Consider the following 12,438-nt stretch of genomic DNA (forward strand, 5'->3'; position numbering starts at 1 on the left):
GAAATTAGTAAGCGATGATTGGTTCTAACAGCAATTCTTAAAAACCATAGAAGAAGCGGAACGCCTGATACACTTTCTTATCAGGAGTCCATGATAACCCATAGTCGATCCGAAATACAAGTCGCTGAAGCCCTATATATGCTTCCTGATAGTTCGTCACAGGCTGAGCTAACACAGCTCCCCCAACAATCTCCTCCAATTTTAACTTTCTGATAAGCGGAACTTTACTGAGAAACTTCCCTGCAAAATTATGCTCATAATGCGCCTCAATATACCTGTCGTTCGTAGTATAAGCGTAGAAATCAAGAAAGTGAAAATTAGGAAACAATGGATTATAAATAGCGGTCTGGTTACCCGTAAAATGTCTCATATCCGGATAAAACAGTGATTTTGAGTTAAGAAACTTACCGGCAGAAATATAAAAAGAGCTATACCCCCATAAGCCTGCGGAAATCTTGTCCTGAAAAAGGTCTATAGCGAAGAAATCGTAATTTACAGCGGAATTAAAAGCGCCTGGTATGCCCTTTCGGTAGTTAACCATCAGGGTAGGATATCTCGCCGGCTCATAAATTTTTCCATCGGGCCGCGTGGTATATTTCTGGCCATAAGTATAGGAAAGCTTCGCCTCGATACTGAAGGCGTTGTTTATAGGAAACACATCTTCTTCAGTCGCTGGATCGAGTGGATTATTGGAGGTGATCATCTTTGCCGTACGGTCAAATATCGAACTGAATGACGAGTTTCGCATCGGAATCCTCCTCGAAACCTCTGTTCCGACATTCAGCATCAATCCGTCGAGAATTTCTCTCTGAGCACTAAACGCGGCGAAATTGGACCGATATAATTTCAGATAGTTCTTCCCCTCAAAAAGCGTAGTCAGCGTATTATAGAAAAGATTGACCGTACCGCGGCTGTTCAGATCGAGAAAGTCACTTCCTCCTCTAAAAGAAAAACTGGCGTGATGTAAAGTGTCAACACGGTAGGTCACTTCAACATTCGCGTTTGTTGTTTTACTGGAAGTACCATAGCGCAGATTAGGCTCAATCTCGAGAGAACGCTTAAAACCATAGCGTTTTACATGGCGAGCCCGCAGCCTGGCGCCCCATCCTTCCACTGTGTTATAGAATACCGTGTTATGCAACGGATAAATAAACCAATAGCTGTTGTTCTCTATATTTTCGATTCGCTGTCCAACCAGCGCATACCTTACAGGCTTAAACTTGTTTGCTTCCCTCTGCAGCGAATCCCGGTATGCTTTAGATTCCGTCCTCTTCAAAACATCCTTTTTATCAGAGTAATTCTGTTCCTCTTCCTTTGTCAGCGGAACGGGCCGGCTTTCATCCCACCAGCCGTCATCAAAAGTATTTACACTGGGCTCAATGCGCAATATCTCGTCTCTGAAAAAATTCTCTGGAAATACCGGATTTGGCCGATAGTTGCTGTATAGCCCCGTATAGTAACCGGCAAACTCGAATCCAAGCACCTTCCCTTTAAACCGTATGGTTATGTCAGACGGGAGCCAGTGTGTTTTTTGCACTTCCCGGTAATGCTGGGAAATATGCATAGTGTCCACGAAATTAATCCGTGATTCGTCAGTGAGGTAGAGATCCACACTATACAGTCGCCCATCGCCCTTAATCACATAGATAAAACCGCTGAACGTAGGCGCATATTTTTTCAAGGGGCTAACCTTAATCTTTTCTATTTCAAGGCCATTTTCAATGATGGTGCCCATCAGTTGATACGAATAATATTGAAATGCATTGTCGGCTACTGGCGAAACGAACTGCAGATTTCCAAATGCTGCCCATTTTATGGTATTATCATAAAAGTTTATCTGAAGATCAAGTGCGCGGTTGAAGCTGAAGCCCTGGTTGTCGCCCGCCACTTTAGATGCCAGCATAATCTCCTTCCGCTCAGGGTATCGAAAGAAAAGCTTCGACTGTGTTTCCGACTGATATAAAATCCCTCTTCTGTTCGAGTCTAGTTTTAGGGTCTTACCAACGTTCTCGCCCAAGATGCGCTTCGGAGCGTCCATCAACTTCTGTACGCCTTTTGTATAAACATCACATTCATAAGACGGCGTAGACCGTAAATATTTCCTTTTAGAAATAATATTACGAATGACCGCGTTAGCCGGATCCTCTTTCTTCTCTGTTATATGAACTTCGTCGAGGGTGTAACTGTCCTTTGACAATATCACGTCTTCACGCGTCGACTCAATAAGCTCAATCTGACGCTCAACGCTCTTATAACCTACAAATCTGAAAACAAGGGTATAGGTCCCCGGCTTGATGCTCAACTTGAAGTAACCGTTCTCATTAGCCATCGTGCTGACATTCATATCCTTCACAAAGACCGACGCAAAAGAAACAGGTGTATTGGTATCGTCCGTAACAGACCCATAAATGTCTTTCACGTCCTGGCAGAAAGCATTCGAAGCGCAAACAAACACGAGTACAAGTACAAAGAATCTAAGCATGAACTGAGTTAGTCATAAAGCCAGCAAAATCACCCGAGTCTTTGTGCGATAACACAAAGAATTTATGCGAGAGATCATATTATTACGATCTGATGATCATATTATAAATACGTATAAATACCCACATTTGTTACGTGGCAAGGAATTAAAACCACGTAGTTATGGCACTCATCATCAGCATTGGAATAATACTAGGATTTTTAAAATATGTTTTGAGCCACGCAGCGACTTTCGACGAGAGCGACGAAACGTTTTAAGCGATTGCATTCAGATATCCCAAAAACTCATTTGAAAGCTTATTAAAGTATCTTTTCCCATTAAAACCCATTATCCATTGGATACCCGTGGTTGCATTGGTTACAAAGACCTCGTCTGCTTCGTTCAATATGTCCGGATTTATCTGAGCCTCGATTACCTCGATACCGTTGTCTTCTGCCAGGCGAATCACAACCGAACGCATCACCCCGGCAATACAGCCCTCTTCCAGCGATGGAGTATAAAGATGCTGTTGATAAAGAACAAACAGGTTCGTGCTCATCCCTTCACACAAAAAGCCTTTCTGATTCAGAATAAACACCTCATCCAGCGAATTCTTCTTTCGAAAAATTCCCGCCATTACGTATAACAACGAATTGCACGTTTTCAAATTGGAAAGCATGTTGATCGGCTTCGTCATATCTTCATACACCTGTGCGATCAAGCCTTTATAGTTAGCAGTGTAGTCCTGCTGGTCGGTGCGCGACATCTCTATTACGTATCCTATATCGTTGCTCACCGGACTATACAGACCATCTCCATCGCGAAATACAGTTAACCTCACCCGGGCATTATCTCTAATATTATTACGGATAGCCAATTGCCGTACTTTTTCTTCGAGAAATTCCTGCGTGATAATGGCCGCACCATCTATATGAAGAACATCCATCCCCTCTCTCAACCGCTGTGCATGAAGGTCTGCAAACATAAGCTTTCCCCTCATCATGCGCATGGACTCGAATAAACCATCTCCATATTTAAACGCCCTGTTCCCTACACTGATATTGGCCTGACCCGACGCTAAAATTTCTCCGTTTATATTTATAAAGCTCATTTTTACAATTCTACTCTTAACACTAATCCTCCTTGCGATGCTCGAGATAATTTCTCCATTTTTCTAAAACTCCCTGAAAATCTTCAGGAAGCTCCGACTCGAAGAGCACAGACTTCTTCGTTTTCGGATGAACGAACCCAAGTGAACGCGCATGAAGCGCCTGCCTCGGCATGATCTGGAAGCAGTTATCTACAAACTGCCTGTACTTGTTGAAGATAGTCCCCTTTAAAATCTTGTCGCCACCATAGATAGCATCGTTGAAAAGCGGATGACCTATATGCTTCATATGCGCACGAATCTGATGCGTCCTGCCTGTTTCCAGCTGACACTCTATAAGCGTTACATAACCCAAACGCTCTACGATCCTGTAGTGGGTTACAGACCATCTACCTCGCGTTTCGTCATCATAATTGTCCATTACTCTGCGATCTTTCAAACTCCTCCCTATATAGCCCGTCACCGTGCCATCCTCGGTCAGATCACCCCATACCAGTGCCAAATACTTCCGTTCAATAGAGTGGTCAAAGAACTGCTTCGCCAGGTAAGCCATGGAATATTCATTCTTGCTAATCACCAGCAAGCCCGATGTATCTTTATCAATACGATGAACCAACCCGGGTCTTCCGTCATTGCCCGGCATTTGCGGCAGCTGCTGAAAATGGTACACCAATGCGTTTACAAGCGTACCCGAGTAATTGTTATAACCGGGGTGAACAACCATACCCGGCACCTTATTAATGATCAACAGATCATCATCTTCATGAACAATGTTGATTGGAAGATCTTCCGGATACACTTCTGTATCTCTTGGCGGATGGGCCAGAACGATGGAAATTACATCCAGGGGTTTAACCTTATAACTGGGTTTTACCACCTTCTCATTCACCAGAACGCTTCCTGCATCAATAGCGTTCTGAATCCTGTTTCTGGACGCATTCTCGATTCTGTTCATCAGAAATTTATCTATACGCAAAAGAGACTGTCCCTTATCAACGACTATACTAAAGTGTTCATACAAGTCCTGTTCTTCCTGCTCAACGCTATCTTGTTCTTCCAACATGGCACAAAAGTAAGATTTTACTTTATTTTTGACCCTTATCATCGAATATGAACGAATTTCAGATATACAGCCCCGAGGAACAATTTCATGATCCACTCTTCACCGATAAGGGCATACGGGTATTTCTTAAACGCGATGATATGATACATCCCTTTATATCAGGGAATAAGTGGCGAAAACTAAAATTGAATATCCAGGAGGCAAAGAATAAAAACCAGGATCATTTGGTAACTTTCGGTGGTGTTTGGTCCAATCATCTTTTGGCCACCGCATGCGCTGCAGCTAAATATGGATTAAAAAGCACGGCTTTCGTTCGCGGCGAAGACGTCAATTCAGACGTGCTTGTTCTCTGCAGAGTGTTTGGGATGGAACTTATTTTTACTGACCGGACTGCTTACCGCGATAAAAAAACTCTCTTCGATGAAAAGTTTTCTCAAGATCCCAAGGCGATATTCATAGACGAGGGGGGTGCCGGATATCATGCCATGCAGGGATGTGCGGACATCGTTGCAGAGCTGAAGCGGCCCTACGATCACCTATTTTGTGCCGCTGGCACAGGCACTACATTCGCGGGGCTTGTTAAAGGAATGCAAGACGCTCACCTATACACTCACTGCCACTGCATACCGGTACTAAAAGGTGCGGATTTTTTAAAAGAAGAAATCAATGCATATTTTGACTCACCACCATCCTATAGCTTTCATAACGACTATAACTTTGGTGGCTATGCCAGAACAACAACCGAACTACTTGAGTTCATAGGTTATTTTACCTCAAAGACGGGAATCCTTCTGGACCCTGTCTACACCGGAAAAATGATGTTTGCCCTTTATGACCTGATCCGAAAGGACCACTTTCCGAAAGGGTCAACTATCCTGGCGATCCATACGGGCGGACTGTTTGGGTTGTTGGGTATGAAGGAACAAATCGCCGATGCCCTCAAAGGAAGCCAGCGCGCTACCTGAGATCAAACAAACTTTCCACTCCAAGTAGCTTGGATGATGTAAAGCCCTCTGCAAACCTTACCCCTATGCTTTTGCCATAATCACGCGCCCGGGCCTCTATCGATCTCACGAAATCCGGATTAGAAATGTAAGTTTGGTTCTCCTCATCATAATCCGGAGAATAGAACTGGGTTTTATACGCATGGATAGATTCCATTTTCTTGTCCCAAAACTCCGTCACATCGATAACTACATCCGGTTTGATATAAGTATCCTGAATAAAGTGAAGCAAAAGATCAGGGCGCCATTGCTGCTGAGGAAGGCCATCCATCTCTGTCTGGATCTTAACCAGCCCCGATAAAAACACGGCATCGTTGATCAGTTTAGATGCCCTCCCATGATCAGGATGCCTGTCTGTTAATGCATTTCCGATTACAATGTGTGGCTGGTACTGGCGGATTTTCCGGATCACTTCCAAAAGATGCTCCTCATCATTCTTAAAAAAGCCGTCCCTCATAGCCAGGTTTTCGCGAATGTCCAGGTCCAGGATCGAAGCCGCGTCCCTGGCCTCTGCATCACGGATCTCGGCGGAGCCCCTGCTTCCGAGCTCTCCCCGGGTAAGATCTATAATTCCCACCTTTTTTCCGGCGGCTTTATGTTTCAATAAGGTTCCCGAACATCCAAGTTCAGCATCGTCCGGGTGGACCGCAAAGACGAGTATATCTAGTTTCATGTAAGGCCAAAAATAAGACTTTACAAAAAAACAAAAGTCATCCGATCGTTAGTTAAAGCTATAGCTGCCGTAATAACCTGAACGTTGAATGATATTTTCGATGTCACGTTCCTGAGCAGGGTCATATTTCTGCTTTAGGTTATGACCAAACACCTTAGCTACCGACTGATAACAAAAGGCCCTGAAACCACCTTTAAGCTCTTTCACCAACTCATAACTACTGTTCCCGGTTTCCCTGTCAATCAGTTTAATCAGAATCTCTCCTTGAGTAATGGTCATATTCTTGATCTCCTTATTGAACATGTCTTTGATTTCCTTTTCGCAGGCCTTTACCAGCTTTCTTTGCTCCTTTTTATTCTCGGTCAGCTCAAGCTCCTCATGCAATCTGCTGTAGCGGCTGCGTGCAAACTTCGCATAAGGAAGCACCTTAAGAACGTTATATCTCAACCTGTTGAATTTTTGCCTGGCCTCTGGAGATTTGAAAATGCGTGTGTTCGTAATCCAAACATCTGAGAGTGGTATCCAGGGAATCATATAGCCCATGTCATCCCGAGTAATAGCTACGCGGATGGTATCGTTAATTCCTTTCACGGGAATGTCATTATTGCTCTGACCGTATGCAAAACCGGTCAATAACATCACCGTAATGAAGAAAAAAGTAATTTTTTTCATATCTTAGTTAATAGAAACATACACCCTTAATCGTATATATATTTATTTCGGCAATACGTAAATGTAACCCAAATAGTTGTAAATAAGTATAAAGAATACGAAATCCTGAGCAATTGAAGATGAACGAATTGGTGATAGATATTGAAGCGGAGAAGAACGAAATTCTTAAGCGTTACAGAGCCCTATTAAAAGCTTGCAAGCCTACCATGCAAAAGGGCGATAAAAGGCTGATAAGACAGGCTTTTGATCTTGCCTTGGATAGTCACAAAGATATGCGGAGGAAATCGGGTGAGCCTTATATCTACCACCCCATTGCGGTTGCCCAGATCGCCGCACAGGAGATTGGCCTCGGCACAACCTCTATCGTGTGTGCGCTTTTACATGATGTTGTCGAAGATACAGCCATTACCCTCGAAGATATTGAACGCGAGTTCGGAAAAAAGGTAGCCAAGATCATTGACGGGCTCACTAAAATTTCCGGAGTATTCGATTATAACAGCTCCTTACAGGCGGAAAATTTTCGCAAAATGTTGCTCACTCTGGCCGACGACGTCAGGGTGATCCTCATAAAACTAGCGGACCGTCTGCACAATATGCGCACGATGGACCACATGCCGCGCGACAAGCAGCTGAAGATCTCATCTGAAACGATCTATCTGTATGCACCCCTGGCACACCGCCTCGGTCTGTACGCCATGAAATCCGAACTGGAAGACCTTTCCATGAAGTACACGGAGAGAGAAACGTACAAGTTCGTTGCCAGAAAATTGAACGAGAAAAAAGCGGAACGGGAATCTTACATAAAAGAATTCGCCGGACCGATCAAAGATATACTTGCTGCGCAGGGTCTGAATGCCGACGTATACGGAAGACCCAAATCCATCCACTCCATCTGGAACAAAATGCGTAAAAAGGGAGTTCCCTTTGAAGAAGTCTATGACCTTTTCGCGATCCGGATTATTCTCGACAGCAAACCCGAAACTGAAAAGGCAGATGCATGGAAAGCTTATTCCATCGTTACTGACCTTTACAGACCCAACCCCGACCGGCTGCGCGACTGGGTTTCTTCGCCCAAGGCCAACGGTTATGAATCATTGCACACCACTGTAATGGGCCCCAAAGGTCAATGGGTAGAAGTACAGATCAGAACACAACGAATGAACGAGATTGCGGAGAAAGGATTCGCCGCACATTGGAAGTACAAAGAATCATCAGCCGACAGCGGACTGGATCTTTGGATCCAAAAAGTGCGCGAGCTTCTGAAAAATCCGGAGTCAAACGCCCTCGACTTTCTGGACGACTTCAAGATGAACCTGTTTTCGGACGAGATTTTCATCTTTACCCCAAAGGGTGCGTTAATGCAGCTACCGTTGGATGCTACAGCACTTGACTTTGCGTTTGAGATTCATTCCGATATCGGTATCAGATGTATTGGTGCCAAGGTTAACCATAAGCTGGTACCGCTATCTCACAAGCTTCAGAACGGAGATCAGGTTGAAATTATCACCTCAAGTAAGCAATCGCCCAAAGAAGACTGGCTGAATTTCGTGGTTACAGCGAAGGCTAAGTCCAAGATCAAATCTTCGCTTAAGGAAGAGAAGCGCCGCGTTGCGGAAGAAGGGAAAGAAATTCTTGAGAGAAAGCTAAAGTCTCTGAAGATCACCTACAACACCGAAAACATCCATAAAATAGCGTTCTACTTCAAGTTTAACAATACGCTTGACCTATTCTATACGATCGCAAAAGGCGGTATCGACCTGAAAAACCTGAAAGAGTTCCAGGCGTCTGAAAAGGTAGTGGAGAGCCGTACTCCTGAAAGGATTGCTGCCACCCAGCTGGAGGGCATTATGAACAAGGTAAAAGCCAAGGAGAGTGATACCTTACTCATTGGTGAAGACCTGCAAAAGATTGATTACAAGCTATCAAACTGCTGCAATCCTATCCCGGGAGACGACGTGTTTGGATTTATAACCGTTAATGACGGCATCAAAATTCACCGCACAAACTGTCCGAATGCAACCAAGCTAATGGCAAATTATGGCTACCGTGTTGTAAAGGCCAAATGGACTTCCCAAAAAGAACTTGCGTTCCTGACCGGCCTAAGAATCACCGGCATAGATGAAGTTGGCCTGATCAACAAATTAACCACGGTTATCTCAAACGACTTTAAAGTCAACATGAGATCGATTACCGTAGATAGCAACGAAGGCATTTTTGAAGGCTCCATTATGGTATATGTCAACGACACCCACCATCTCGAAAACCTGATCCGAAAACTGAAACAGGTTAAAGGCGTCACCGCAGTAACACGATTTGACTCTGAACCGCGTAACATTACTAAGGCATCGTAAAGAAATTTAAGTTTTGTTAATATTTTGGATAAATTTGAACGCTGAGTCTAAAAAGAATATGCCTTTACAAGAAACTATAGCAATGGTTAAAAAGATTTTTGAGGCTTACCTTGAAAATAAAAGTCTAAGGAGAACCCCTGAGCGTTTTGCCATTCTTGAAGAAATCTATTCACGTAACGACCATTTCGATGTCGAGTCGTTATACATCCATATGAAAAACAAGAAGTACAGGGTCAGCCGCGCGACGGTGTACAATACCCTGGAACTCCTCGTATCATGCGACCTGGTTACCAAACACCAGTTTGGCAAGAACATGGCTCAGTTTGAGAAATCTTACGGTTACAAGCAACATGATCATATCATTTGCATAGACTGCGGAAAAGTAGTCGAATTCTGTGATCCACGTATCGGACAAATTCAAAGTATGATGGGAGACCTTCTGAAATTTGAAATCAAGCATCATTCACTTAATCTTTACGGTAACTGTTCCAAACTAAAGGAAGGATACTGTGATTCATATTCTAAAAATTAATATTACCACAATCACTCATGGCAGTTGATGTACTTTTAGGCCTCCAATGGGGCGACGAAGGCAAAGGAAAAATCGTTGATGTCCTTAGTCAAAATTACGATCTGATCGCAAGATTTCAGGGCGGACCGAACGCAGGGCACACCCTGGAGTTCGACAATCAAAAATATGTATTGAACACTATTCCTTCCGGCATCTTCAACGCAAAGACGATGAATCTGATCGGAAATGGTGTGGTCATAGATCCTATAATTTTAAAGCGTGAACTGGACAATCTTAAAACAAGTGGGTTCGACCCTGTAGCCGCTAAAAAGCTGGTTATTGCGCGTAAAGCTCATTTGATCCTGCCTACACATCAGCTTCTTGACGCAGCGTCTGAAAGCAAAATGGGCGAAGACAAAATTGGTTCTACACTGAAAGGAATTGGCCCTACTTACATGGACAAAACAGGCCGTAACGGACTCCGTGTAGGTGATGCCCAACTACCTGACTTTAAGGAACGCTATGACAAACTCGTCGCTAAGCATAAATCCATTCTTTCCCATTATGGAGAGATCCCTGACTTTTCCGAAAAAGAAAAGACTTTCTTTGATGCGATAGAGTACCTGAAATCTATTCCAATGGTCGATAGCGAGCATTTCGTGAACCAATACCTGCAGGAAGGCAAGACTGTTCTTGCTGAAGGAGCTCAGGGCGCGATGTTGGATGTTGATTTCGGTTCTTATCCCTTTGTTACTTCTTCAAACACGACAGCTGCCGGAGCTTGCACAGGCTTGGGTATTGCTCCGCAAAAGATCGGTTCAGTAATCGGGATATTTAAAGCATATTGTACCCGGGTCGGCAGTGGCCCCTTCCCTACCGAATTATTCGATGAGACAGGCGAACAGCTTCGTCAGATCGGACATGAATTTGGTGCAACTACCGGAAGACCGAGAAGATGTGGATGGATTGATATTCCTGCTCTTAGATACGCAGTCATGCTGAACGGAGTGACAGAGCTGGTTATGACCAAAGCAGACGTACTGAGTGGCTTTGATAAGATCTACGCTTGTACACATTACGATTACAATGGCGAAACGATCGATTATATGCCTTATGATATCTGCAGTGTTCCTGCGAAGCCGATCCTCGAAGAAATCCCAGGATGGAATGAGGATCTGACAGGTATCAAGACCATAGAGGAGATTCCTGAGAGACTTTCTGCTTACGTCAAGTATATAGAGCAGCATGTCGGAGTACCGGTAAAGTACCTTTCTGTCGGTCCCGACCGTGTTCAGACTCTGGTTTTAAACTAAAGTATTCTGATTATGCAATCTGTGGATTGTATTCTTGATAGTATATCCGAATTTAAGCGTAAAGCTTTGCAATGGGCCACTTCATTCGAAGTGGCTTGTTTTTTTGATTCCAATGAGTACAAAGACCGTTACTCGAGTTATACTGCTATTATTGCTGCAGGCGTAAAAAAAGAGTTTGTACCCACAAGTGACGACACTTTCAGCGGATTGAGTGATTTCCTGAACGAGAACGCGGCCTTTACCCCCGGATTCATTTGCTATGACGTAAAAAATGAGCTTGAAGACCTGAACTCGTCTAATCCCGACAGGCTCCATTTTCCGGATATGTACTTTTTCGTGCCCCAGCATCTCTTATTGATAAAAGACAATACGGTCGAGATCCTTTCAGACACTCCCTCTTTGTTTGAGAAGATCAACGCGGTCAAACCAATAACGCGAAAGTTAAACTTTGATGGCAAAATGCAATCCAGCATTTCAAGGGAATCATATATCCAAAAAGTAAATAGAATCAGGGAGCACATTCGGAGAGGCGATATTTACGAGATGAACTTCTGTCAGCAGTTCTTTTCTGAGGACGCAGATATCGATCCACTTACGGCTTTTATCCAACTAAATCGACTGTCGCCCGCACCCTTTTCCTCCTTCTTTAAGCTGCGCGACAAGTACATCATGTCCTCATCCCCCGAGCGCTTCATGAAAAAAATCGGAGCGAAAGTGATATCACAGCCCATCAAAGGAACGGCTGCGCGCGGAGCGGATCAGAAAGAGGATGAAGAGCTTAAGCGCACGTTACTGGAAAATGATAAGGAACTTGCCGAAAATATCATGATTGTAGATCTCGTCAGAAATGACCTGACCAAATCGGCAATACCTGGGACCGTAAAGGTTGAAGAACTTTGCAAAATTTATTCATTCCAACAAGTACATCAGATGATATCGACGGTAACATCTAAAGTGTCCGACGACACCAGCGTCGTTTCTATCATCAAAGATGCATTCCCTATGGGATCAATGACCGGTGCCCCGAAGGTTCGCTCCATGGAGCTTATTGAGCAATTTGAAGAGACTAAAAGAGGCATCTATTCAGGCGCTGTAGGCTATTTTACTGTGGAAAAAGACTTCGATTTTAATGTGGTGATCAGAAGCCTGATTTACAACCAGACCAATCAGTATCTTTCATTTCAGGTAGGTAGTGCAATAACCTTTGCTTCAGATGCAGAACTTGAATACAAGGAATGCATGCTTAAAGCAAAGGCTATGTTAGATGTTTTAGGCCAATAGT

General features: G+C 43.8%; 10 protein-coding genes. 5 read left to right on the forward strand and 5 right to left on the reverse strand.

Going from position 1 to position 12,438, the window contains the following annotated elements:
* Positions 1-37 precede the first annotated feature (37 nt).
* The 3 genes from B0I27_RS11045 to B0I27_RS11055 all read right to left on the reverse strand — a co-directional run bounded on the left by B0I27_RS11045 (position 38) and on the right by B0I27_RS11055 (position 4,632).
* Positions 38-2,482 (reverse strand): DUF5686 and carboxypeptidase regulatory-like domain-containing protein, encoded by a 2,445-nt coding sequence (locus B0I27_RS11045; RefSeq protein ID WP_106293317.1) that lies wholly within the window; start codon positions 2,480-2,482, stop codon positions 38-40.
* 253 nt (positions 2,483-2,735) lie between these two features.
* Positions 2,736-3,572, reverse strand: coding sequence for an aminotransferase class IV (locus tag B0I27_RS11050; RefSeq protein WP_106293318.1), 837 nt, complete (start codon positions 3,570-3,572; stop codon positions 2,736-2,738).
* 22 nt (positions 3,573-3,594) lie between these two features.
* Entirely contained in the window at positions 3,595-4,632 is a 1,038-nt protein-coding gene (locus B0I27_RS11055; RefSeq protein ID WP_106293319.1) for an RluA family pseudouridine synthase, read from the reverse strand.
* A gap of 47 nt (positions 4,633-4,679) precedes the next feature.
* On the opposite strand from B0I27_RS11055, the gene B0I27_RS11060 reads away from it, so the two are divergent.
* On the forward strand, positions 4,680-5,597 hold the full coding sequence (locus tag B0I27_RS11060; RefSeq protein WP_106293320.1) for a 1-aminocyclopropane-1-carboxylate deaminase/D-cysteine desulfhydrase: 918 nt from the start codon (positions 4,680-4,682) through the stop codon (positions 5,595-5,597).
* Here B0I27_RS11060 and bshB1 read toward each other — a convergent pair.
* Positions 5,590-6,309 (reverse strand): bacillithiol biosynthesis deacetylase BshB1, encoded by a 720-nt coding sequence (gene bshB1 / locus B0I27_RS11065; RefSeq protein ID WP_106293321.1) that lies wholly within the window; start codon positions 6,307-6,309, stop codon positions 5,590-5,592. The genes B0I27_RS11060 and bshB1 overlap by 8 nt on opposite strands.
* A gap of 48 nt (positions 6,310-6,357) precedes the next feature.
* Positions 6,358-6,981 carry a DUF4294 domain-containing protein gene (locus tag B0I27_RS11070; RefSeq protein WP_181276753.1) on the reverse strand — a complete coding sequence of 208 codons (624 nt, stop codon included), beginning with the start codon at positions 6,979-6,981 and terminating at the stop codon, positions 6,358-6,360.
* 119 nt (positions 6,982-7,100) lie between these two features.
* On the opposite strand from B0I27_RS11070, the gene B0I27_RS11075 reads away from it, so the two are divergent.
* The 4 genes from B0I27_RS11075 to pabB are packed head-to-tail and all read left to right on the forward strand — an operon-like array spanning position 7,101 to position 12,437.
* A complete protein-coding gene (locus B0I27_RS11075) occupies positions 7,101-9,332 on the forward strand; it encodes a RelA/SpoT family protein (RefSeq protein WP_106293322.1) in 2,232 nt (743 codons plus the stop codon).
* A gap of 58 nt (positions 9,333-9,390) precedes the next feature.
* On the forward strand, positions 9,391-9,864 hold the full coding sequence (locus B0I27_RS11080) for a Fur family transcriptional regulator (protein ID WP_106293323.1): 474 nt from the start codon (positions 9,391-9,393) through the stop codon (positions 9,862-9,864).
* 17 nt (positions 9,865-9,881) lie between these two features.
* Positions 9,882-11,156 (forward strand): adenylosuccinate synthase, encoded by a 1,275-nt coding sequence (locus tag B0I27_RS11085; protein WP_106293324.1) that lies wholly within the window; start codon positions 9,882-9,884, stop codon positions 11,154-11,156.
* 12 nt (positions 11,157-11,168) lie between these two features.
* On the forward strand, positions 11,169-12,437 hold the full coding sequence (gene pabB, locus B0I27_RS11090; RefSeq protein WP_106293325.1) for an aminodeoxychorismate synthase component I: 1,269 nt from the start codon (positions 11,169-11,171) through the stop codon (positions 12,435-12,437).
* The last annotated feature ends 1 nt before the right edge of the window (position 12,438 follow it).

The sequence above is a fragment of the Arcticibacter pallidicorallinus genome (genome assembly GCF_003002875.1).
In the GTDB taxonomy this organism is placed as follows: Bacteria; Bacteroidota; Bacteroidia; order Sphingobacteriales; family Sphingobacteriaceae; genus Arcticibacter; species Arcticibacter pallidicorallinus.

What these genes read in the sequence shown, in the direction of transcription:
- B0I27_RS11060 (WP_106293320.1), top strand. Translation starts at nt 4,680, where the DNA reads ATGAACGAATTTCAGATATACAGCCCCGAGGAACAATTTCATGATCCA.
- B0I27_RS11045 (WP_106293317.1), bottom strand. Translation starts at nt 2,482, where the DNA reads ATGCTTAGATTCTTTGTACTTGTACTCGTGTTTGTTTGCGCTTCGAAT.
- B0I27_RS11055 (WP_106293319.1), bottom strand. Translation starts at nt 4,632, where the DNA reads ATGTTGGAAGAACAAGATAGCGTTGAGCAGGAAGAACAGGACTTGTAT.
- B0I27_RS11070 (WP_181276753.1), bottom strand. Translation starts at nt 6,981, where the DNA reads ATGAAAAAAATTACTTTTTTCTTCATTACGGTGATGTTATTGACCGGT.
- pabB (WP_106293325.1), top strand. Translation starts at nt 11,169, where the DNA reads ATGCAATCTGTGGATTGTATTCTTGATAGTATATCCGAATTTAAGCGT.
- B0I27_RS11085 (WP_106293324.1), top strand. Translation starts at nt 9,882, where the DNA reads ATGGCAGTTGATGTACTTTTAGGCCTCCAATGGGGCGACGAAGGCAAA.
- bshB1 (WP_106293321.1), bottom strand. Translation starts at nt 6,309, where the DNA reads ATGAAACTAGATATACTCGTCTTTGCGGTCCACCCGGACGATGCTGAA.
- B0I27_RS11075 (WP_106293322.1), top strand. Translation starts at nt 7,101, where the DNA reads ATGAACGAATTGGTGATAGATATTGAAGCGGAGAAGAACGAAATTCTT.
- B0I27_RS11080 (WP_106293323.1), top strand. Translation starts at nt 9,391, where the DNA reads ATGCCTTTACAAGAAACTATAGCAATGGTTAAAAAGATTTTTGAGGCT.
- B0I27_RS11050 (WP_106293318.1), bottom strand. Translation starts at nt 3,572, where the DNA reads ATGAGCTTTATAAATATAAACGGAGAAATTTTAGCGTCGGGTCAGGCC.